16 protein-coding genes and 1 pseudogene are annotated in these 22,433 nt (G+C 58.3%); 4 read left to right on the forward strand and 13 right to left on the reverse strand.

Annotated elements, in window-relative coordinates; translation table 11 throughout:
- Positions 1 to 214 precede the first annotated feature (214 nt).
- Positions 215 to 1,453, reverse strand: a complete 1,239-nt coding sequence (locus E4P01_RS11070; RefSeq protein ID WP_216091518.1) for an acyl-CoA dehydrogenase family protein — start codon at positions 1,451 to 1,453, stop codon at positions 215 to 217.
- A 265-nt stretch (positions 1,454 to 1,718) separates the two neighbouring features.
- Between E4P01_RS11070 and sfnG the strand changes: the two genes are divergently transcribed.
- Positions 1,719 to 2,828 carry a dimethylsulfone monooxygenase SfnG gene (gene sfnG, locus E4P01_RS11075; RefSeq protein WP_216091517.1) on the forward strand — a complete coding sequence of 370 codons (1,110 nt, stop codon included), beginning with the start codon at positions 1,719 to 1,721 and terminating at the stop codon, positions 2,826 to 2,828.
- On the opposite strand, the pseudogene E4P01_RS11080 reads toward sfnG, so the two are convergent.
- Positions 2,801 to 3,238: pseudogene (locus tag E4P01_RS11080) on the reverse strand (GNAT family N-acetyltransferase); the annotation flags it as partial. The gene sfnG and the pseudogene E4P01_RS11080 overlap by 28 nt on opposite strands.
- A 94-nt stretch (positions 3,239 to 3,332) precedes the next feature.
- Between E4P01_RS11080 and E4P01_RS11085 the strand changes: the two are divergent.
- The gene (locus tag E4P01_RS11085; RefSeq protein ID WP_148854500.1) at positions 3,333 to 4,919 is read left to right on the forward strand and encodes a RimK family protein; all 1,587 of its coding nucleotides are present in this window, start codon (positions 3,333 to 3,335) and stop codon (positions 4,917 to 4,919) included.
- A gap of 274 nt (positions 4,920 to 5,193) precedes the next feature.
- Positions 5,194 to 6,234 carry a 2-oxoglutarate and iron-dependent oxygenase domain-containing protein gene (locus E4P01_RS11090; RefSeq protein ID WP_032875787.1) on the forward strand — a complete coding sequence of 347 codons (1,041 nt, stop codon included), beginning with the start codon at positions 5,194 to 5,196 and terminating at the stop codon, positions 6,232 to 6,234.
- A gap of 67 nt (positions 6,235 to 6,301) precedes the next feature.
- Here E4P01_RS11090 and map read toward each other — a convergent pair whose 3' ends face one another.
- A complete protein-coding gene (map, locus tag E4P01_RS11095; protein WP_032875785.1) occupies positions 6,302 to 7,084 on the reverse strand; it encodes a type I methionyl aminopeptidase in 783 nt (260 codons plus the stop codon).
- Positions 7,084 to 7,284, reverse strand: a complete 201-nt coding sequence (locus tag E4P01_RS11100; protein WP_003190946.1) for a ParD-like family protein — start codon at positions 7,282 to 7,284, stop codon at positions 7,084 to 7,086. Before E4P01_RS11100 ends, map begins: the two co-directional genes overlap by 1 nt.
- A gap of 366 nt (positions 7,285 to 7,650) precedes the next feature.
- Between E4P01_RS11100 and E4P01_RS11105 the strand changes: the two genes are divergently transcribed.
- The gene (locus E4P01_RS11105; RefSeq protein WP_032875782.1) at positions 7,651 to 7,920 is read left to right on the forward strand and encodes a DUF1652 domain-containing protein; all 270 of its coding nucleotides are present in this window, start codon (positions 7,651 to 7,653) and stop codon (positions 7,918 to 7,920) included.
- A 61-nt stretch (positions 7,921 to 7,981) separates the two neighbouring features.
- Here E4P01_RS11105 and E4P01_RS11110 read toward each other — a convergent pair whose 3' ends face one another.
- From E4P01_RS11110 to E4P01_RS11150, 9 genes are all read right to left on the reverse strand, one after another.
- Entirely contained in the window at positions 7,982 to 8,920 is a 939-nt protein-coding gene (locus E4P01_RS11110; RefSeq protein ID WP_216091516.1) for a carbohydrate kinase, read from the reverse strand.
- Between the two features lie 12 nt (positions 8,921 to 8,932).
- Complete coding sequence (gene xylB / locus E4P01_RS11115) at positions 8,933 to 10,414, reverse strand: xylulokinase (RefSeq protein ID WP_216091515.1); 1,482 nt, start codon at positions 10,412 to 10,414, stop codon at positions 8,933 to 8,935.
- 138 nt (positions 10,415 to 10,552) lie between these two features.
- Positions 10,553 to 12,034 (reverse strand): mannitol dehydrogenase family protein, encoded by a 1,482-nt coding sequence (locus E4P01_RS11120; RefSeq protein ID WP_078821468.1) that lies wholly within the window; start codon positions 12,032 to 12,034, stop codon positions 10,553 to 10,555.
- Between the two features lie 18 nt (positions 12,035 to 12,052).
- The gene (ugpC, locus tag E4P01_RS11125) at positions 12,053 to 13,156 is read right to left on the reverse strand and encodes a sn-glycerol-3-phosphate ABC transporter ATP-binding protein UgpC (protein ID WP_032875775.1); all 1,104 of its coding nucleotides are present in this window, start codon (positions 13,154 to 13,156) and stop codon (positions 12,053 to 12,055) included.
- Between the two features lie 22 nt (positions 13,157 to 13,178).
- Positions 13,179 to 14,009, reverse strand: a complete 831-nt coding sequence (locus tag E4P01_RS11130) for a carbohydrate ABC transporter permease (protein ID WP_032875774.1) — start codon at positions 14,007 to 14,009, stop codon at positions 13,179 to 13,181.
- Between the two features lie 10 nt (positions 14,010 to 14,019).
- Positions 14,020 to 14,910 (reverse strand): sugar ABC transporter permease, encoded by an 891-nt coding sequence (locus E4P01_RS11135; RefSeq protein ID WP_005788581.1) that lies wholly within the window; start codon positions 14,908 to 14,910, stop codon positions 14,020 to 14,022.
- Positions 14,911 to 15,063: 153 nt separating this feature from the next.
- Positions 15,064 to 16,386 (reverse strand): sugar ABC transporter substrate-binding protein, encoded by a 1,323-nt coding sequence (locus tag E4P01_RS11140; protein WP_005788580.1) that lies wholly within the window; start codon positions 16,384 to 16,386, stop codon positions 15,064 to 15,066.
- 199 nt (positions 16,387 to 16,585) lie between these two features.
- Complete coding sequence (locus tag E4P01_RS11145; RefSeq protein WP_216091514.1) at positions 16,586 to 16,834, reverse strand: DUF6124 family protein; 249 nt, start codon at positions 16,832 to 16,834, stop codon at positions 16,586 to 16,588.
- A 448-nt stretch (positions 16,835 to 17,282) separates the two neighbouring features.
- Positions 17,283 to 22,388, reverse strand: a complete 5,106-nt coding sequence (locus E4P01_RS11150) for a hypothetical protein (protein WP_216091513.1) — start codon at positions 22,386 to 22,388, stop codon at positions 17,283 to 17,285.
- Positions 22,389 to 22,433 lie beyond the last annotated feature (45 nt).

Here is a 22,433-nt window from a genome sequence, read left to right on the forward strand (position 1 = left end):
ATTCCGGCCAGCGTGGTTTGACGGGGCGCCTAAGATCAAAAGCAGATCAAGAGCAAGAGCGGCTCGCTTCGCATCGTGGTTACCGTAGGGGGGGCTGCGAACTGAAGTTGTGTAGATACCTATGCCCCGATGAGGAAGTGTCAGTAAATACATTCAGGACTGACCCACCGCTATCGGGAGCAAGCCCCCTCCCACAGTTTGACCCAGATCAACTTCAGGCCTTCGCCGGGCCGTTGCCGATTTGCCACACAAACGGTGGCTCTGTCCCGTTGATCACCCAGTCGCCCACGATCCGCGCCTTGTAGATCACCGGATTGTGCGAAGACACCGTCCGTGCGTTGCGCCAATGCCGGTCCAGCGCCTTGCCTTGGCGCACATCCGAGGCCCCTAAGGCGTTGAACAATTGGCTGGTGGCACGCTGGATCAAATCCGAAACCACCACTTGCGCCGTCGCCGACTCAATCTCAGCCGCCACATTGGCTTCGCGTTCGGCCACGTCATTGCCGCCAAAGCGCGCCAGATAAGCCTGTTGCGCCGGCACTGCGGCCTTCAACGCGCTGGCCTGGGCGGCGTATACCAACGCGGCGACTTCGCCCACCACCTGTTGCACCTGCGCATCCTGGCTGACGTGCGTTGCATTGCCATGGCTGTAGATGCGCTGGCGGTTGCGCACCTGGTGGCCCACGTCGATGAGCGCAGCGCGACCGATACCGGCCAGTGTCGCCAGCAACACCAGTTGGTAGAGCGCAGTCTGGTATTTGAAGCGGGTGGCAAAGTCGATCAGGTTTTCAGTTTCCACCACCGCGTCGGTAAACCGCGAGGTGCCGCTGCCGGTGGTGCGCTGGCCAAAGCCGTCCCAGTCATCGCTCTGCACTACGCCTGGCTGATGGGTGCGGGTGGCGGCGATCACGGCGGCGCCGGTGTCGCTGCGTTGAGCGTAAACATCGATCCAGTCCGAAAACAGGCTGCCGGTGCTGTAGAACTTTTCGCCGTTGAGTTTCCAGCGGTCGCCGTCAGGGCTGACCTGGGTCACCACCTCACCGATGGCCACCGTGCCGATTTCGGTCCAGGCGCAGCCGACGATATCGCCATCGACAAAACGCTTGAACCACAGATCACGGCTTGCGCCGGGTGGCGCATTCAGGCGGTCTTCGGCAAATGCGAAGTGCCCGCGCAGGGCCTGGGGCACGTTGGAGTCGGCCGCTGCCAGTTCGATCAACAGTTCAAACAACTGCGGCAGTGACGCGCCATCACCACCGTATTCCACCGGCACCCGCACCGCGCCAAAACCAGCGTCCTTGAGCCATTGAATCGGTTCGTAGGGCAGTGTGCGGCTGTGCTCGCGCTCAACCGCACCCTCGGCGATGCGCTGGAAGATCGGCCGAAAACGTGCGGCCAGCGCAGGGTAATCGGCGCCGGTAGACAGCGGGTTGATGACCTGATGTTCAGTCATGGGTAGGGCTCCTGGCAGTGATCGAATGTGCTGGAGATTGCACAGTTCGTGCCGGGACTTTGCTCCCCTGTTTGCGGTGCGAGAGGGTGATTGGGTGTTGCTCCTGCAACAGCAGATCGACAAACCGCTGCGATCGGTGACATTGCCGGCAGGCTGATCAGATATCCGATTTTTTAACGCAGCGCCCATGGCGCGGGCATTTGCGGGTGACTGGCACGCTTGCTGCGTAAGCTACATGACATCCATTTGTGCGAGGTACCGTCCGATGAGTCAGCAAGCCGTGAAATTTGCCTATTGGGTGCCCAACGTCAGCGGTGGGCTGGTGGTCAGCAAGATCGAACAGCGCACTCACTGGGGCATCGACTACAACCGCAAACTGGCGCAGTTGGCCGAAGCCGCAGGCTTTGAATACGGCCTGACCCAGATTCGCTTCACCGCCGGTTATGGCGCCGAAAACCAGCATGAGTCCGTGGCGTTCAGCCATGCTTTGCTGGCGGCGACCACCACGCTCAAAGTGATCGCGGCGATCCTGCCAGGTCCCTGGCAACCGGCGTTGGCGGCCAAGCAATTGGCGACCATCGACCAGCTCACCAATGGCCGTATTGCGGTGAATATCGTCAGTGGCTGGTTCAAGGGCGAGTTCCAGGCCATTGGCGAACCCTGGCTGGAGCACGATGAGCGCTACCGTCGTTCAGAAGAATTCATCCGCGCCCTCAAAGGCATCTGGACCCAGGAAGATTTCACCTTCAAGGGCGATTTCTATCGTTTCAACAACTACACCCTCAAGCCCAAGCCATTGGGCCAGCCAGAGGTTTTCCAGGGGGGTAGTTCACGGGCGGCACGGGACATGGCGGCGCGGGTCTCGGACTGGTACTTCACTAACGGCAACACCCCCGAAGGCATCAAGGCCCAGGTCGATGATATCCGCGCCAAGGCCGCTGCCAATCACCATTCGGTTAAGGTCGGCGTGAACGCCTTTGTGATCGCCCGCGACACCGAAGAAGAAGCCCGGGCCGTGCTGGCGGAAATCATCGACCAGGCCGACCCGGAAGCGGTCAACGCCTTTGGTGATGCCGCCAAGCAGGCGGGCAAGGCTTCGCCGGAAGGCGAGGGCAACTGGGCCAAGTCCAGCTTCGAAGACCTGGTGCAGTACAACGATGGCTTCAAGACCAACCTGATTGGCACCCCGCGGCAGATCGCCGAACGCATTGTCGCGCTCAAGGCCGTGGGCGTGGACCTGGTGCTCGCGGGCTTTCTGCATTTTCAGGAAGAGGTGGAGTACTTCGGCAAACGTGTTTTGCCGCTGGTGCGTGAGCTGGAAGCCACGGCCGATGCAGGCGCGAGCGGTTTTTCCAGGCACAAGGCAGCTGTGTGATCTTCGTAGTAGTCGTCGACCCAGGCAAAGCGCCGATAGCCATTGCGCTCATACAGGGAGAGTGCGCCGGGGTTGTCGGTGCGCACTTGCAGACGCAGGTACGCGCAATCGTTGGCCAGGGCGCAGGCTTCGATGTGCTCCAGTAACTGATGGCCCAGACCGATGCCTCGAGCGTGCTCGGCAATGGCGATGGAATACAAGCGCGCCAGCCGGGCGCCACGACGAAACAGCACCAGCCCATAGCCGAGCAGTTCACCGTGCTGTTGCACAAGCCACAACTGGCCATTGGCCCGGCTGATCATCCAGCGCAGACTGCGCGAAGACAGCCGATCACTGCTGAAACACTGCTGCTCCAACGCCACTAATGCAGGCACATCGTCGAGGGTTGCAACGCGAAAGAAAAGAGCCATAAGACCACCGTAAAAGTTGCGTAACGAAACGGGACTTCCCTAAAAGATCGTGCTTAATAGAAAAGGTCGAGTTCTCTAAAGCGGATCAACTATTATGTCGGCGGTACAAGGTCATTGGCGTCAAGTATCCGAGCAAACAGTTGCGGCGACAATAACGTCCAACGGTTATTTTTCCGCGCCACCCCGAAGTTCGAGCCAAGTGGTGATTATTGTCGAGCGCAAGGAAGATTGGGCCTCCTATTTTCCCAGCGAGGATATCGTCACCGCCCAGGAGTACCTGGAGCAGACCCGGGAAAACGAAACAGGCAAGCGCGTACAGGTAATCAACCTGTGCCGCAGCTACAAGTACCTGGGGCACGGCTACTACTGCTCGTTGCTGGCCGAGGCGCGTGGGCACAAGGTGATTCCATCGGTGCGCACCATCAGCGAACTGACCAGGAAAGCCCTGTATGGCCTGTCTCTGGATGATCTGGACAAAAGCCTGGAAAAGGCCCTGAGTCATCATCTCTACAGCAATACCGAAGGCTTTACCCTGACACTGTATTTCGGTCGGACCACGATAGAACCTTTGCAGGAGTTAGCGCGCCAGTTGTTTGAAACCTTTCCCTGTCCGATCTTGTTAGTTGAATTCCGTCAACATAACGGCTGGCATATCGAAGGCGTTAAGTCTGGCGTATTGCACAAGTTACGCGACGATCAGGAAGACCAATTCGCCCACGCCCTCGACAACTTCAGTCGCAAGGTCTGGCGTCAGCCGCGCTCACGTCGGTTGGCCCGTTATGACCTGGCAATTCTTCACGATCCTCAGGAGCAACTGCCTCCGTCCAACCCCCGCGCCCTGGAAAATTTCATACGGGTCGGCAAGGGCCTGGGCATTGATGTGGAGTTGATCGAGCGCAAGGATTACGCGCGCCTGGCCGAGTACGACGCCTTGCTCATCCGTGAGACTACCAGCGTCGATAACCATACCTACCGTTTCGCCAAGAAAGCCGAAAGCGAGGGGCTGGTGGTGATGGATGACCCCGCATCGATCCTGCGCTGCACCAACAAGGTCTATCTCACCGACCTGCTGAACAGCCATCAACTGGGCATGCCGGCCACCGAGATTCTTTACAAGGAGCGGCCGCAAGATTTCGAGCGCGTCGGCGAGCGCCTGGGTTTCCCACTGGTGTTGAAGATCCCCGATGGCTGTTTCTCCCGAGGGGTGATAAAGGTCGAAAGCCAGGCGGCGCTGCTCAAGGCCACGGCCGAGCTGTTCGAGCATTCGGTACTGCTGCTGGCCCAAGAGTTCTTCTACACCGAATACGACTGGCGCATCGGCGTGCTCAACCGTAAACCGATTTTCGCCTGCCAGTACTTCATGTCCAAGGGGCATTGGCAGATCTACAACCACAAGGCCATTGGCCAGGCCGTCAACGGTGAGTGTCGCACCCTGGCGGTCCACGAAGCGCCAAAAGCCGTGGTGGAACTGGCAGTGAAGACTGCCAACCTGATCGGCGACGGCCTCTATGGCGTGGACCTCAAGCAGTCCGGCGACAAAGTGGTGGTGATTGAGGTCAACGACAACCCCAACCTGGATGCGGGCATCGAAGATGCCTACCTGCAGGACGATCTGTATGGCTTGGTGCTGGAGGAGTTTGTGCGCCGCCTGGAGCTTAAACGCCAGGGTCAGGTGTGGTAACAATCAAGCAGACCGCTGAAACTCGCGGTTGCCAGGGCAGGAAGGCGAGCAACCTTTACCTGCCGTCGGACGGTTGATTCGATGCCAGTTAAACCGACATCCGGTTATGTTCAGGTTGTCCGCCGGAGTCTATAAATACCGTTCCCAGATGGGAATATAACGACGTTCATGATTCAGGCTCGCAACGTTGGGCCTGAAGCAGTTCCGTTGATGGAGCAGTTCAGCGTCACATTTGTGAGTGCACGTCTCTTTAATGGATTTAAGGAGACACGACATGACTGACTTAATAACTTTTGCCCTGCCTGAAGCTGTAACTGATAGCAAGGCCGATCGCCAATTGGGCCGAGCGCTCATAGATGCTTGGCGCAAAGACGGTATTTTTCAGATCAGCATCCATGACGAACAGGACCAGAAGGTCAAGCGCGCCATGGCAGCCAGCAAGGCTTTTTTCAAACTGCCCCGGGAAGAGAAGTCGCGCTTAGTCAGCAGTCTTACCTATGCAGGGTATGTTGCTTCTGGCGAAGAGGTCACGGCTGGCGAGCAGGATCAATCGGAAATTTTCACCATTTGCAAAGATCTGCCACTGGAGGATCAGCGCGTCGTAGACGGCTGGCCGTGCCACGGTCCCGTGCCATGGCCCAATGACGAATACCGCGACAGCATGAAAGCCTTCCTGGAGGAATTGGGTGACACGGGCGAAAAGTTGTTGAAGCTGGTGGCACTCGGACTGGGATTGGAAATAAATGCTTTGACGCAGCTTAGCCAGGATGGCTGGCACCATATGCGTGTTCTGCGTTTCCCTGCCGAGTCGGCGCAAACCTGCCGAGGTATTGGGGCCCATACCGACTACGGCATGCTGGTGATCGCTACTCAGGATGAGGTGGGAGGTTTGTATATTCGGCCTCCGGTCGACGGCGAACATCGCAAGCGCAACTGGTTGCCTGACGAAAGCACTGCAGGTTTATTCGAAAACGACGAGCCCTGGACGTTCGTGAAACCGGTACCGCGCGTGTTCACAGTGTTTCCGGGTGATATTTTGCAATTCATGACCGATGGACTTCTGCTCTCGACGCCTCACAAGGTCAAGCTAAACTCACGTGAGCGTTTTGCCATGGCCTACTTTCACGAGCCGAGTTTCAGCGTTTCAGCCAAGCCATTATTCAGTCAGAGCTGTACTGAACGTATTCATTACGGCACACATTTCACCAACATGTTTATGCGTTGCTATCCGCAACGGATAACGACCCAGTGCATTCTCAAGGAGAATCGCTTGAGCCACCTGGAAGGTATTAGTCTGGCCCACGCGCACCCTTGAGTTCGTTACTCTCCCGAGCGGGTAGGCCGCTCGGGAGACTTTTCAATGGCCGATCAGCGCCCATTGCTCAAGGTAGTGATTCCACCGGTTCTGCATCAGTTTGTTTCTGCAACGTGAGCACCTCAAACCCGTCCGCCGTCACTGCCACAGTATGTTCCCACTGCGCCGACAGACTGTTGTCCTTGGTCACCACCGTCCAGCCATCCTTGAGACTGCGCGTCTTGGCGCCGCCCTGGTTGAGCATGGGCTCCACGGTAAACACCATACCTTCGCGCAGAACGAGGCCGGTGCCAGGGCGGCCGAAGTGCAGGATCTGTGGCTCTTCATGCATCTGTTTGCCGATGCCATGGCCGCAGTATTCACGCACCACGCTGTAGCCGTTGGCCTGGGCGTGACTCTGAATCGCATGACCGATATCACCCAGGCGAGCGCCGGGCTTGACCTGGCGGATGCCAGCCCACATCGCCTCGAAGGTCATTTCCACCAGGCGTTTGGCCTTGGGCGCCACGTTACCGATCATGTACATCTTGCTGGAGTCGGCAATGAAACCGCCTTTTTCCAGGGTGATGTCGATGTTGATGATGTCGCCGTCCTTGAGGAACTGCGTGGCGCTTGGCATGCCATGGCACACCACTTCGTTGATCGAGGTGTTGATGCAAAAGGGGTAGTCGTACTGACCCAGGCTGGCGGGGCGGGCCTTGAGTTCGTGGCGGATGAAGGCTTCGACGGCGCTGTCCAGCTCAAGAGTGGAGAGGCCGGCGGCGACATAACCGTCGAGCATGTCGAACACCTGGGCCAGCAGGCGCCCCGACTCTCGCATCACGGCCAGTTGGGCGGCTGTCTTGATCATCAGCTGCGCCCCCGGATCAGGTCGGGCTTGTCCAGCAACAACTTGTTGATCAGCTCGTTGTAGGGCAGGTGCGGGTTGAGCTCGGCGAGCAGGCCGATCTTGATCCAGAACTCGGCCTGGGCGTTGATGGAGCGGTCCATGGCGGCGCTGGCCAGGCGAAGCTGTTCGTGCAGTTGGTCGGTGATTTTGACGATGCCCATGAGGTTCACTGTGTAGGTTTGATATACAAAGCGTATACGTTTCGTATGCTTTGCGTAAACCCCTGGTTCAAATGAGGCGCGCGATAGTTGCGACATGTTGCCGAAAAGAGCGTCGACACAGGTTGCTGTTTGAACTGACATGCAGGGTTAAACGTTTAATCGCAGTGGTTCGACGATTATTTAAAGGCTGCAATCGGCTTCATATTAATCGGCAGGTCGCTTATGAAGAAAAGTTACAACAATGCTGAGATTTGCCGAGTAGGCTGGGTGAGTACAGGCGTCTGCCAGGGTTGGCAAGACGGGGCAGGCTAGCGCCTGCCAGCCCATAAAAACTGATTGGCAGTCTCAAAAAAGGAGAGGTTGGCCATGCTTTCGGAACTGGAACTTCGCAGCATTATTGAAGGAAGTTTTCTGCCTAAACGGTGCGAATGCACCAAAGCCGAGGATGCTTCGTTGACGATCAAGGTGTATGACGACCGCGACCGTGACCGGGTGGACTTGGAAGTCAAAGGTATAAACGCCGACAAACTCGACAGCAGTCGAGCCATTTGCAACCTGATCGCCGGTTTGCGTGAAGACCTCAAGCACACCCAGACCCACACCCTGCGTCGAGCAGGAGGGCGCGGTTATTTCTAGTTAAGCCTTGAATTCAAGTTGACCCAGGGCCTGGCATTCGCCAGGCCCATTGTTATGCGCGTCAGCCCAGCTGATGACGGTACGGCAGGTCGGGGCCGGTCTTGGTACAGGTCAACGCGGCAGCCCGAATCGCAAAGCCGAGCATGTTATCAATCTGCACGCGCGTGAGCTGTTGCAGGCCAGTCACTGAGTCAAGCTGATGCTCGGTCAGCCAGGCAATCAACGCGGCCTGGAAGGTGTCGCCGGCGCCCACAGTGTCAGCCATCACCACCTTGACTGCCGGCGCCGACCAGTTGCCGTGCTGACGGCTGAATACGCTGGCGCCATCGCCGCCGCGGGTGAGGAACACCAGTTGGCAGCGGTGTTGCAGCCAACCGTGCAGCACACTTTCGGGTGACTGGTCGGGGTAGAGCAGGTGCAGGTCTTCGTCGCTGACCTTGATCAGGTCGGCATGTGTGACCAGCTCGGCGACGCGATCACGCCATAGTTGGATGTCCGGCTGCGGGTTAAGGCGCACGTTAGGGTCCAGGCTGATCAGGCGCTTGCCGCTTTCGCGCTTGACCAGCGCCAGCAGGGTGTCGCCAATCGGTTGCACCACCAGTGAGAACGAGCCGATATGCAGCCCGCGCACCTCATCGCCGAGTACCGGCAAATGCGCGACTTCCAGCAACCGATCCGCACAGCCTTCGCCACGGAAGTTGTACTGCGGTGAGCCATTGACGCCCACAGCGACCATCGACAACGTGGTCGGCGCGGCAAATTCCACCAGGAACTGCTCGCTGACCCCTTCATCTTTCAGCACCTGCAACAAGCGCCGGCCGAGGAAGTCGCTGGACAGGCCGCCGAACAACCCGGCTTCAATCCCCAGGCGGCGCAGGCCCACGGCCACATTGAATGGCGAGCCCCCGGCAATCGCCTTGTAATTGACTTTGGCGGCCTGCCCGCTGGCATCCTCCTCGCTGAAAAAATCAAACAGCGCCTCACCACACACCAGATACATAGTCGTTCGCTCTTAAAGGGATGCCACGTGCTGTTGATAACGCTCATACGCCTGTTGATAGGCGCTGACACTCTCGGTTGCCGGCAAGGTGAGGCTGGCCGGGTCGACGCTCACACATTTGTCGCACAGGCTGGCCAAGGGTTCGCCGCTCTGGCACCAGGCGGCCTGGATTGCCGCGCCCAGGGCGGCGGCTTCGCTCTGTTCGGTGCACACCACTTCGGTGTGCATGATATCGGCGACCATCTGCCGCCACACCGGGCTTTTCGAGCCGCCGCCGATCAGGCGGATGCTCTGGCTTTGCAAGCCGGTCTGGCGCAGCAGGTCAAGGCCATAACGCAGACCGAAGGTGGTGCCCTCAACCACGGCGCGGCACAGGTTGGCGCGGGTCAGGTTGGTCATGGTCAGGCCGTGCAGGCTGCCGGTGGCGTGGGGCAGGGCAGGCACGCGTTCGCCATTGAGAAACGGCAGCATGCTCACCCCGTCGGCGCCAATCGGGGCTTGTTCGACCAGGGCGTTGAACGTCTGCAAGTCGAGTTCGAACAGCTCGCGAATTACCCCGGTGGCGTTGGTCAGGTTCATGGTGCAGATCAGCGGCAGCCAGCCGCCACTGGACGAGCAAAAGGTCGCTACCGACGCCTGCGGGCTGACGTTGGGCTGGTCGGCAAACGCATACACGGTGCCTGATGAGCCCAGGCTCATGGTGATCACGCCGGGAGCGATATTGCCGGTGCCGATGGCGCCCATCATATTGTCGCCGCCGCCGCTGGACACCACGGCGTTGGGGTTGATGCCCAGGCGCTCGGCAATGGCCGGCAGGATCGTGCCCACCGCCTGGTCGGCTTCGATCAACTGCGGGAGCGCTGCCTCCAGGCGGCCGCTGGGGTCGATGTGCCTGAGCAGCGCCACATCCCAGGTGCGGCTGCGCACGTCAAAGTAACCGGTGCCCGAGGCGTCGCCGTACTCGGCGCAGGCGCGACCGGTGAGCCAGTAGTTGAGGTAGTCGTGGGGCAGCAGGATATGGGCGATGCGGGCAAATACGTCCGGGTGCTGTTCACGGGTCCAGAGCAGTTTGGAGACGGTGTAGCCCGGCGCGATGGCTACGCCCAGGCGTTCCAGGGAGCCGCTTTCGCCGCCCAGGTGTGCCAGCAGGCGCTCGTTCTCCGGCGCGGTTTCGGTGTCGCACCATAACTTGGCCGGGCGCAGCACTTCACCTTGTTCGTCCAGCAGCACCAGGCCGTGCTGCTGGCCGGAAACGCCGATGCCAAGGATGTCCTGGGCGTCCACCCCGGCTTGTTGCAGGGCGCGGTGGGTGGCTTCGGTGAAGGCGTCCAGCCATTCCTGGGTGTGTTGCTCGCGCCGGCCGTTGGCGCCGCTGATCAAGGTATGCGCGGCGGCGCCCAGGCCCAGCACCTTGCCGCTGGAGGCGTCGAGGACGATGGCCTTGGTGCCTTGAGTGCCGCAGTCGATTCCGAGGAACAGGTTTTGCTGGGTCATGATGGAGTGCTCAGCAGTATTATTTTTGGATTGGTAACCCGGTCAAGTGTGGGAGGGGGCTTGCTCCCGATGAGGGAGTGTCAGTCAAATACCTTTCTCTGACCTACCGCTATCGGGAGCAAGCCCCCTCCCACAGTTTTAATCCGGTTTGTTCAGGAGTTGTTGCAGGGTTTGGGTGACGCCTTTGTCGCGCAGGCTTGCATAGCACCGCTCAAACGCTGCCACAAACTCAGCGGACTTGGGAATAGCCGTGCCAAAAATCTCCTCTACCCCCAGCAACCGCTGGCTGATCAGTGTGTCATCACTCACCAGCCCCTGGCAGAACTCGGCCCTCGGATCGGGGATCTTGTAGCTCACGCCATTCTCATCCACCCCTTTCAAATACAAGGCCCAGGCCGCCACTACCAGCGCTGCACGCTCAGTCTCGCGGCCATCGGCAATCAAGCGATTGATGGTCGGCACGGTGAACTTGGGAAACTTCGACGAACCATCGGAACACACCCGTTCCAACTGGTCGGCAATCGCCTGGTTGGAAAAGCGCTCCACCAGCGTCTGCTTGTACGCCGTCAGGTCGATGCCCGGCACCGGCGCCAGGTTCGGCGTAACGTCCAGGTCCATGAACGCACGCATATATGCCACGAACAGCGGGTCGTTCATGGTCTCGTGGACAAACCGATAACCCTTGAGAAAACCCAGGTAGGTGAGGGCCAGGTGGCTGCCGTTGAGCAAGCCGATCTTCATCTCTTCGTAAGGCGTGACGTCATCGGTGAACTGCACGCCGACCTTCTCCCAGGCCGGGCGACCGTTGACGAACTTGTCTTCCAGTACCCACTGCACAAACGGTTCGCACACCACCGGCCAGGCATCGTCGACGCCATGTTCATCATGCAGTTGCAGGCGGTGGGCGGTGCTGGTCATTGGCGTGATGCGGTCGACCATGGCGTTCGGGAAGCTCACGTTGGTTTTGATCCAGTCATGCAGCTCGGCGTTGTGTAGCGCGGCGAAGGCCAGCAGTGCCTTGCGCGTGACGGCGCCGTTGTGCGGCAGGTTATCGCAGGACATGACGGTAAATGCCGCAGTGCCGGCGGCGCGGCGTTGGGTGAGCGCTGCGCAGATAAAACCGAACACGGTTTTGGGTGTCTTGGGGTGCGCCAGGTCATGCTGGATCTGTGGCAGGTGGGCCATGAATTCGCCGTTGCTGTCATCGATGCAGTAGCCGCCCTCGGTGATGGTCAACGAGACGATGCGGATAGCCGGGTCAGCCAGTTTGTCGATCAACGCCTGGGCGCCGTCTTCGGCCAGCAGCATATCGCTGAGGGCGCCGATGACGCGTACTTCGGTGTCGTCGGTGTCACCTAGCTCATACAGGGTAAACAAGTAATCCTGGCCGGCCAGGTCGTCGCGAGCCTTGCGGTCCTCGGCACGCAGGCCTACGCCACAAATGCCCCAGTCCAGGCCCTCGCCGGTATTCATCAAGGCGTCGGTGTAATACGCCTGGTGTGCGCGGTGAAAGCCACCGACGCCGATATGGGCGATGCCCTGGCGGGTGTCGGCAAGCGCATAAGCCGGGATTTTCACTTGCGGCGCTAACTGCGTGAGATTGTGTTTATTCAGTTTCATCTAAAAATACTCGCGGAGTCAGGCGGCTGCGCGCAGTGGGCGGGCCACCGCTACGCCGTCAGTGTCGAACAGATGGCAGTGCGCCGGGTCCAGGTGCAGGTGCAACGTCTCGCCGTACTGGCTGGCCATGTCGCCGCGAATCCGCATGGTCAGCGGTTCGCCATTGGCGGTGATGACGTGGCAGAAGGTGTCGCTGCCCAGGCGCTCGCCAACGTCAGCGGTGACGGTCAGGGTGGTTTGCCCTGGCGCGGCGATTTCCAGATGCTCGGGACGAATGCCCAGGGTCACCGCGCTGCCGACGCTCAAGGTCGCGCCACTCAACGGCAGGCTGATCAGGGTGCCAGCGTCCAATTGCACGTCGCAGCCATGGCCTTCGACACGCGTGACCTTGCCCTTGAGAAAGCCCATCTTCGGCGTGCCGAGAAAGCCGGCCACAAACAGGTTGGCCGGTTGGTGATACAGCTCCAACGGCGAGCCGACCTGCTCGATACGGCCACTGTTGAGCACCACCACCTTGTCGGCCAGGGTCATGGCTTCGACCTGGTCGTGGGTCACGTAGATCATGGTGGCTTGCAGTTCTTTATGCAGGCGCGCCAGTTCCAGGCGCATCTGCACGCGCAGCGCCGCGTCGAGGTTGGACAGCGGCTCGTCGAACAGGAAGATTTTCGGGTTACGCACAATCGCCCGGCCAATCGCCACGCGCTGGCGCTGGCCGCCGGACAGTTGCTTGGGCTTGCGCTCCAGCAGCGGCCCCAGTTCCAGGATGCGCGCCGCTTCGCTGACCTTGCTCTCGACCAGCTTCTTGTCGACACCGGCCAGGTCCAGGGCAAACGACATGTTCTTGCGCACGCTCATGTGCGGGTACAGCGCGTAGGTCTGGAACACCATGGCCAGGTCGCGCTTGGCCGGGGTCACTTCGGTGATGTCGCGGCCATCCAGTTCGATGGTGCCTTCCGTGACTTCTTCCAGGCCGGCGATCAGGCGTAGCAGGGTGGATTTGCCGCAGCCCGACGGGCCGACGAACACCACGAATTCCTTGTCGTTCACTTCAAGGTCAATGCCCTTGATGATCGAGAAACCTTCGAAGCCTTTTTGCAGATTCTTGATTTTCAGGTTGGCCATGATGGGCCTCCTTTTCGAATTATTATTTGACGGCGCCGAAGGACAAACCGCGCACCAGCTGTTTCTGGCTGATCCAGCCAAAGATCAGGATCGGCGCGCAGGCCAGGGTCGAGACGGCGGACAACTTGGCCCAGAACAAACCTTCGGGGCTGGAGTAGGAGGCGATCAGTGCGGTCAACGGCGCAGCGCTCGACGAGGTCAGGTTCAGCGACCAGAACGCCTCGTTCCAGCACAGGATCAGCGACAGCAACACCGTGGAGGCCAGGCCACCCTTGGCGATCGGCAACAGCACGCGGACCATTTCCTGCCACAGGGTGGCGCCGTCCAGGCGGGCGGCTTCGAGGATGTCCTTGGGGATGTCCTTGAAGTAGGTGTACACCATCCACACCACGATCGGCAGGTTGATCAGGGTGTAGATGATGATCAGCGCGATACGCGTGTCCAACAGGCCAAGGCTCTTGGCCAACAGATAGATCGGCATCAGCACGCCCACCGGTGGCAGCATCTTGGTCGACAGCATCCACAGCAGCGTGCCCTTGGTGCGCTGGGTTTCGTAGAACGCCATGGAGTAGGCGGCCGGCACCGAGATCAGTAGGCACAGGGCAGTGGCGCTGAACGAAATCACCACCGAGTTCCAGGCGTAGGCGAAGTAGTTGCTGCGTTCGTTGATGTGCAGGTAGTTCTCCAGCGTCGGCGTGAAGATGAACTGCGGCGGGGTGGCGAACGCATCGATTTCAGTCTTGAAGCTGGTCAGCACCATCCAGAAGATCGGGAAGAAAATCAGGATCGCGATGGCCCAGGCCAACGTACCGAGCAGCAGGCTTTGCAGGCGGCGGGATTGTTGAAGTGTCATGGCGCGGCCCTCAAGGCTTGTCAGTCAGGTTTTTGCCGATCATCCGCACCAGGATGATCGCCGCGATATTGGCGATGACCACGGCAATCAAGCCACCGGCCGAGGCCATGCCCACGTCGAACTGCACCAGCGCCTGGTTGTAGATCAGGTAGGCGAGGTTGGTCGAGGCGTAACCCGGGCCACCGTTGGTGGTGGTGAAGATTTCGGCGAACACCGAGAGCAGGAAGATGGTTTCGATCATCACCACCACGGCAATCGGGCGGGCCAGATGGGGCAGGGTCAGGTGCCAGAAGATCGCAATGGCACCGGCACCGTCCAGGCGTGCAGCTTCCTTTTGCTCCTGGTCCAGGGACTGCATGGCGGTCATCAGCAGCAGTATCGCGAAGGGCAGCCACTGCCACGACACAATGATGATGATCGACAACAGCGGGTAGTGCGCCAGCCAATCCACCGGCTCGGCGCCGAAGAACTTCCACACGGCGGCGAGGATCCCCGACACCGGGTGGAAAATCAGGTTCTTCCAGATCAGCGCGCCAACGGTGGGCATGATGAAGAATGGCGAAATCAACAGCACCCGCACGATGCCACGGCCCAGGAACTCACTGGCCTCCAGCAGCGCGCTGATCAACACGCCGAACACCACACTGATCAGCAACACGCTGCCCACCAGCAACAGGGTATTGGTGGCGCCGGGCAAGAACCCCGAATCGGTAATGAAGTAGCTGAAGTTCTCCAACCCCACGAATTGGTTTTCACCGGGGTAAAGCAGGTTGTAGCGGATCAGCGAAAAGTACAGGGTCATGCCCAGCGGCACGATCATCCACAGCAGCAACAAGGCCACCGAGGGGCTGACGAGGAACCAGCCGGGGTTGGCCAGGCGGTTTTTGGCGGGTGTATTCATTAGAATCAAGACCAGTCAGATACGAATCGGAGCGCGGTCAGTGTGGGAGGGGGCTTGCTCCCGATAGCGGTGTATCAGTCACACAATCATCAACTGGTAGATTGCTATCGGGAGCAAGCCCCCTCCCACATTTGACTGTGGTGAGGGCAGGGGTTACTTGGGGTAACCAGCCCGCTTCATTTCACGCTCGGTGGTGGTCTGCGCGGCGGTCAAGGCGGCATCCACCGTTTGCTGACCGGTCAACGCACCCGAGAAGAACTTGCCGACCTGGGTACCAATCGCCTGGAACTCAGGAATGGTCACCAACTGGATACCGATATACGGCACCGGCTTCTCGGTCGGCTTGGTCGGGTCGGCCACTTTCAGTGATTCCAGGGTCACCTTGGCGAACGGCGCGGCCTTCATGTACTCGTCGCTGTAGGTGGATTGGCGCGTACCTGGCGGCACATTGGCGATGCCATCGGTCTTGGCCACAAGCTGGCCGTATTCCTTGGACGTGGCCCAACTGGTGAACACCTTGGCGGCGTCCTTGGCCTTGGAACTGGTAGGGATCGCCAGGCTCCAGGAGTACAGCCACGAGGTGCCCTTGTCGGTCTTCTCGTGGGGTGCAAAAGTGAAGCCGACATGCTCGGCGACCTTGCTCTGGCTCTTGTCGGTGACAAACGAACCGGCGACGCTGGCGTCTACCCAGATCGCGCATTTGCCGCTGTTGAACAGCGCCAGGTTCTCGTTGAAACCGTTGCTGGACGCACCCGGCGGGCCGGATTTCTTCATGTTGTCGACGTAGAAGTTCAGCGCGTCCTTCCACTCGGGGCCATTGAATTGCGGTTGCCACTTCTCATCGAACCAGCGCGCACCGAAGCCGTTGGCCAGGGTGGTGATCAGCGCCATGTTCTCACCCCAACCGGCTTTGCCGCGCAGGCACAGGCCGTATTGCTCTTTGGACTTATCAGTAAGTTTGGCCGCGTATTCGCCGATCTGGCTCCAGGTCGGGTGCTCGGGCATGGTCAGCCCGGCGTCCTTGAACAGGTCGGTGCGGTAATAGGTGATCGAGCTTTCGGCGTAGAACGGCAGGGCGTACAGCGAACCCTTGACGGACAAGCCATCACGTACCGAAGGGAACACATCATCAAGGTCGTAGGAGGCCGGCAGGTCCTTCATCGGCTCCAGCCAACCCTTGGCGCCCCACAGTGCGGCTTCGTACATGCCGATGGTCAGCACGTCGAACTGCCCGCCCTGGGTGGCGATGTCGGTGGTGAGGCGTTGGCGCAGCACGTTTTCTTCGAGCACCACCCAGTTCAACTTGATCTCCGGGTGCTCGGCCTCGAAGGTTTTCGAGAGCTTCTGCATACGGATCATGTCGCTGTTGTTGACGGTGGCAATGGTCAGGGTTTGCGCGCCAAGGCTGACGGCGCTGAGGGTCATGCATGCAGTCATGCAGGAACAGGCAAGCAGAGCTTTTGCTGTGAACTTCATCGCGCACTCCATTTCCGCGCCCAGGGGGCTACAGAAGGACGGTTATTGTTGTTGTGTCTTCCTACAGGTAGCCAGGAAGAGTGTGCGTCGATTACAGCCTTGAAATGGGGTTGTGACAAATCCTTGGGCGCACGCGCACTGATACTTTTTTGCACTCGATGATCGTCCCCGTGGTGCGTGGGGACGATCGATGCCGTATTTAACGCTCGATATCAGCCAGTACCCGCTCAGCCAGCAAGCGAGACACCTCGATCAACTGGGCAATACCCAGGCCACCTTCGCGCCGCGAGCCGTCGAGATCAAAGGCGAAATCGCAGGTGAGGGCGTGGGCAGAAGCGAGTGACTCGCTGAGGTTGACCAGTAGGTCATGCGTGGAGATGCCGTCTTTTACGGTGAACAGCACGCTGGGTGCTGGATCGATTGGGGGATTTGGGGTGGGTTTGATCATGGTGGAACTCCTGATTCAAGTGGAGCTACCACTGATCGCCGCGACGCGATCGGGTGGTAGCTGTACGCAGGTTCGCGGACCGGAATCAGGAAACCGGCATACCCGAAGGTATCCCGCGCACAGCCACCATAAGGGCGCACAGTAGACGATAAAAAGACGTCAACTGAAAGCGGAAATGGCACTTTGCGTCTGATTAAACCGGGCCGCGACGCCCGACCGCTGAGTGTGCAGCGGTGTACAGAGACCAGAGATTGAGTGTCCTAGGGACAACCTCAAAACCTTGTAAGACGTTTCTGCTTTCCCGACACCCAGCCGAACGGTCAACCTTAAGCCAAATTCTGGTCCGTCAACCGCTGCACCGCCAACCGCCGGTAGTGGGAACGATGCGTGATTGATAACAAGGGCGTTGGCACCGCTGCATAACACAGCGGTGCTCGGTCATTAGGCGTTACGCCGGAATGTTTTCTTTCGGGGGGCCGAACCGGATCGGTCGGTAGTCGACAGGAACCGTCATGTATACCGGTTTTTTGAGGGTGTCTATATTGACGTCAATCATAGTGCCCACGTCTTTTCTAAGCGTAAACTTACTATCTGCAGGCTTGTAGGCCTGATTAAACTTGATTTCTGCCAGTTCCAAAATGTTTTCTTCTCGCTCACGTGGGAACCGTTTTTTAAGTGAGGATAATATTTCGTTAAACTTTTCTTTCAGATCAGCTTGTTCCCACTCAGTAATAACTGGGCCTTCAAAGCCTTTTACCGGTTTGCCGGTCAGTTTATGCAGCTCGGCAGCGAATGAGTGCTCGCCGCCGCTTGCGGAGTAGCAAACTATGGTACGGACATTATCGAAATTACGAATATCTACCCCTCGGTCAAGGAGTTTCTGATTTATTTCAGCGGCGGAATATTCTGCCCCATTGTCACCGACGATTTTGGTCGGTCCTCCCGCTATCTCAGGTTCTCCGGCGTGCCCCATGATGTTGAGTCGGGGTTTTCCATTGTAAGTGTCTATAAATGTCTGGATCTCGCCATCGAGCGGCATGACAGATTCCAAAGGCCCGCCCAGCCTTATTCGACCAATCCGGTCGCTGCCCTCGGGTACCACCCACTCCAGAGCAGGGCCCTCAGCCTCAAGGGTCTTGGGGTTGTAAGCGTATCGTTCGCCATTTTTGCTGGCGGTGGTGGCCAGGATCCGTTCTCCGGTGTCAGGTCGAAGCACCGTGCGATCAGCGATTCCCTTGGCCTGCAGCGTTTCGTTACTGGCAGCAGCACCCAACTGACGACCCTGCAGTCGGCTCAATGAGTTGAGCGATTGCGAGGTATTGGCGAGGGTCATGTCCGTGAGCACGCTACTTTCGGCTTCTTTAGCCCCAAATTTCTCGATAAACCCTGCAGAAATCTTGGCTGCCGCCCAAGAAGCGCCGGATTTCGCCAGCGTCCATAGCTTGCCGGCGCCCTCGGTGGCTAACACAATCGCGGCATCAATGGCGAGATCTACACCCGCCTTGAAGAATTCACCGTGATAAAGGTCTTCCAGGCTGCTGGTGCCCGGTAGGGCGTGCCAGATAGCTTTGAAGAAATCACTGGGTTCTGTCGCGGTTTCAAGTGTATTGCTCGACCAATTGCGGTGCAGGTTAAGAAACTGCGTTTTGTTCAGGTAGGTGGAGTCGACCATGACGTTTGCCAGCTTGGATAGTCGCCCTCTGGCGTAGTTAGGGGAAAATCGGTCATTGGCACTATGGGCTGGGAAGGCGACTTCCAAAGGCCATGGCTCATCGTTGTCATCAAGCAGGTGTTGGTCAGTAACCCTCAGTACAACGTCGGATTTAACCCCGGGTTTCGGGAATGTGCCATTTTTGAAGGCCTCGGCGTCGATCTCCAGACTGACTTTTTGCCCCATAGGGGTTGATGGGTCAATGTCGGCAATTCTTACGATCAGACCACTTGCCGGGTACACCGCAAAATCCCTTCTGACGCCGTTATAGACAGACGTCATCACCATACCGCTGCCAGCACCCTCAACGTTCAAAAACTCTACATCGCCATAGAGCAGGCTTTTGTGCTCCTCCACTGGCAACTTTCTGAGCATGTTTTCGAACAGCGTTACGGTGTGGCGTCTGCGCAGGTGGAAGTCTTGTTTGATGGCCTTGTCGAATTGATCATTGATAACCGGGAAATCCGGTTCATTCGCTCTTTTACGCAGGCGTTCGAAGTCCACATGTTTGCCTTCCTGAAGCCAGTTTTCACCCAGTCTGCCTGTTTCATAGATTTCGGCGAGGCTGTAGTGACGGCCGCTGTTTATTCCGAAGCCTTCGTCCTCTATCATGTAGCGGCTTTCATAATCAATGTCGGGGCCGAACTCCTTTCTTAATATTTCAAGCGTCATGGCCCTTCTATTCGGAGGGTCGGACTTGCTCAACCAACTGATACTTTCTGCGGTCTTCTTCGTTTGAGCCTGAAGTTTGACCTCGCTGTCTTTGAGCTGTTCCAGTGTGTAGTTGTCTTTATTGACGTTGTTATTGAGGGCTGCCCAATCAAGCAATGGGTTCATCTGCGCATAGTTCTGGATCTGCGCTTCCAATGCTGAAATGGGTTTGATGTTGTTGTAATTCATGACCTGCTGGTAAGTCATGCCTTGAGTAGCGCCGGGGGCGGTCCACTCAATCCGGTTCACTGCGGTCGTAAAGTTGACCCATTCCGGGGAACCGAGTGTTACATACTGGGGTACCTCTTTTACCAGTAGTTGTGGCGCCATCCCCGACATCATCAACCGCGCGATTGCAGGCGCAAGATTGGCGGGGATGCCTTTTTTAGCGGCCAAGTCTCGGCCGAACTGCTCACGGATAGACTCGACGCTGTGCCCTGAATAAGCAGCCCCCATCACGTCAATACCGGCGACAGTCTTGTGTTGAGCGCCGGCTGTTCGATCAATCTCCAGCACCAGCGCGGTCAACAACCATTGTTTCCGGCTGGTCGCGGTGGGAGCGCCCTTCATCTGGCTTTCCAGCTTGGTGGCGAGTTCAAGCGCTGCGTCGCTGGAGACGAGTTGATCCAACGCTTGTTCGGGGTCGGTACTAAGGTCGGTAACGTTGGCGCTCAGATAACTGAGAAGGCTGTCATGCGCGCCAATGGACGTTTTTACGAATTCGCCCACCGTCCCACGTTGCTCTGCACTCAGCGATAGCTGCGAGGACAGAAACCCCCAGCGATTGCCCAGGGGAGGGGACTGGGGGGCGGGGGTTTGCATGGCAGCGAGCAAGTTATCGTTGTCTGCTTTGGTGACCGTTGGGTTCCAGTCTTTGCGGGCAAGGAATGCTGCAACCGTGGTCACGCCTTTAGGCTGGTGGGAGGAGGCCGGGTCGACAATAAAGCGTCTTGAGCCGCTGTCGGAATTCCAGTTTTTCAACTGATCAATCAACGAGTACCGGTCGTTGCTGTCGCCCAGTTCTGTTTTTTTTTGGTTCAGCCAGGTCACGACTTTTTGTGGATCGGCGGAGGGTCGTGGGAACTGTTGAGTGCGTCCCAGCAGCGAAGTCTGTTGTTCGAACGTCGGGCCGCTGGGGTCGTCATTGATACCATAAAAGTTGGCCACACACTGGTATGGCACGTTGCTATTGCCCACCTGCGCCAGTGAGATCTGTTGTCCATGGGCGGCAAATTCCTGAGCGGCCGTCAACACAGGCTCGAGAACGTCAAAAAAAGCGGGATATTTTTGCGCGAAGTCGGCGGCGGTGTAGCGCTGTTCAACGCCATTGACTTTGGCTATCAGCGCATGGCCTGTGCGGTCATAGCGCAGCGACGCCAGATCAATATTGTGTTGGCTGGCCCATTCAATAAAACCATGTCCCTTGAGCGCTTTGCCCAGGTAATCCCACCATTGGCCAAACAGGCTGTTGGGCGGGATCGGTTGTATGGTTTTTGAGGCGGCCAGGGTCGGGTTGGTTTTTAGCTCAAGCATTGTGCGGTGCATTGTGGTTGCCAGTTCACTGTCGCCTGTTGCCAAGAGGTCTGTGCGCGTCTCTTCGGTTTCCACTGGCGTGTGGATGTTTGTTTTGACGGCGGCGGCCAGGGTTTCAAGCGGTGAGGGCGCAAGTGGTACGTCTGTAAGTTGTTGTATCACTGACTGTTGGCGTTGCTGTACGGCAATGTGTGCGGGGTCGCTGGGGGATGCGTTGGTCAACGCCTTGAAACCTTTGTTTTGGTTTATTTCATCTATGCGGCCCAGCGTGGCTGCAAGCTGGCGCTGCTCCCAGCCTTTTTGTTGAGTGTCCTCTTGGTGAGGAGGCGGTTCGTTGTAAAACGCCATGACGTCGTACAGGCGTGCAGAGTTGTTGGCGGGGTAGACAACGTCATCGTCAGAATTGGTGGCCATCTGTTGCACTGCATCTTTTATCTCGTCCCAGACGTCGGTCCAACCGGAGACATCGTTCAAGGTGAACGTGGTGTTGATACCATTCACTTTGCCCGTGAGGACGCCACTGACTGGGTTGATGCGCACGCTGGCGGGGTCAAGGTTGTTATCTTGGGCAAAGGCGGTAAAAGTGCTGCCGGTCAGGGCGGTCAACAGGTTTTTGCGTACCAGGTTGAAGGTTGAGTACTCCGGGATGTCCTGCAGAGAGATCGAAGTCTCGTAGTCACTCGTTTCTGGTAGCAGTTTCATCATTGCGCGGCTGACCAGCTGCGACAGTGCCTGGTCGGCTTCCTTGACTTTTTGAGCCGCCGTAGGCGGCGAAAACTGTGCAAGTCGTTGGTTGAGCTGATGCGGTGGCAGCTCCTCGATATGCTGACGGGTTTCTTTTTGTCGTTGTTTGATGGCAGCGTAGCGCGGCTCGCTGCTGTCCAGCGTGCTGAACTTTCCCTCGCGCAACAGTTGCCCGATGAGGGACAGTTGGTCGTTACTTGCGCTGTTGCCTGGATGCAGACCGTAGAACCGCGCCACTGTAGTGGGTAATGCGCGATCCGGGCCCAAGTACACAACCGCGGCAGTAATGCTATCCACTTTTTTTGCAGCTGCCAGGACCGCAGCAGACGCGGCGGCCCACTCAGGGTCCTTGTCGAGGTCGAAATCGACCGGTTTGTTATCTTTTATCCCGCTGAGTCTTCCACTGTGGTTGATCACTAGCTTAAGAGGATCAATGTTTTTTGCGTATGCAAATGATCTGAAAGGCTCTGAGTTTATGGCATCGGCCAGCTCGCCCCAGGTCTTGCCGAAGGTCGAGGCCGGTGGCACGTCAATCGTGTCTAGACGGACTGAGCCGTTTTTACTGTCGTCGAGCCGGTCGCGGATCAAACCCATACCGACATTAACAGCTAATTGCCTGTCGCTCTGCTCCACCAAAGCCTCGGCGAACTGGCGGACCGACGGGTTGGATGAGGCTGATGGGTTGGCAGGATTTTGCAAGTCCCGGCGTGAGCGTGACAGGACGGGACGAAAACTCGATTTGTCGTGCGACAAGCTTTCTGGGGGTTGCGCGTCGGTTTTGTGCGACGAGGCTGTGCTTGTCTGCGCGGCTCCCATGAGCGCGGTGTGAATGAGGGATGGCTGAACGTTGATCATGGAGTTGCCCTTTCGCCTGCGTGTAAGAAAAAGCTTCACCCGACG

The sequence above is a fragment of the Pseudomonas sp. NCIMB 10586 genome, from assembly GCF_023127895.1.
GTDB classification, from domain to species: Bacteria; Pseudomonadota; Gammaproteobacteria; order Pseudomonadales; family Pseudomonadaceae; genus Aquipseudomonas; species Aquipseudomonas synxantha_A.